The organism is Citrobacter sp. TBCS-14 (genome assembly GCF_005280805.1).
GTDB lineage: Bacteria > Pseudomonadota > Gammaproteobacteria > Enterobacterales > Enterobacteriaceae > Citrobacter > Citrobacter gillenii.
Genome location: NZ_SZWM01000902.1, coordinates 1 through 205 on the forward strand (window position 1 = coordinate 1; position 205 = coordinate 205).

The 205-nt window shown below is 55.6% G+C and carries 1 protein-coding gene; it reads right to left on the reverse strand.

Annotated features, from left to right (window positions below; translation table 11 throughout):
- On the reverse strand, positions 1 to 204 hold a 204-nt coding region (locus FDX22_RS21970), incomplete at its 3' end, for a cytochrome c maturation protein CcmE (RefSeq protein WP_186805423.1).
- Position 205: the final 1 nt, after the last annotated feature.

Sequence of the window (205 nt, forward strand, 5' to 3'; positions counted from 1 at the left end):
CGGCATAACCATACCGCCAACGCGCAGGCGTTGACCGACTTCCGGCATCTGCTGAGTTTCGCGCTTGCCGTAGAGTATTTCTCCCGGCGTATAGAACAGATCGATATTGGAACGCAGCGCATAGAGCACCAGCGTGATGGTCAAAGCCAGGCCCGCCAGCACCGCACAGGCTATCCATAGCCGATTTTTACGTCGAATATTCACG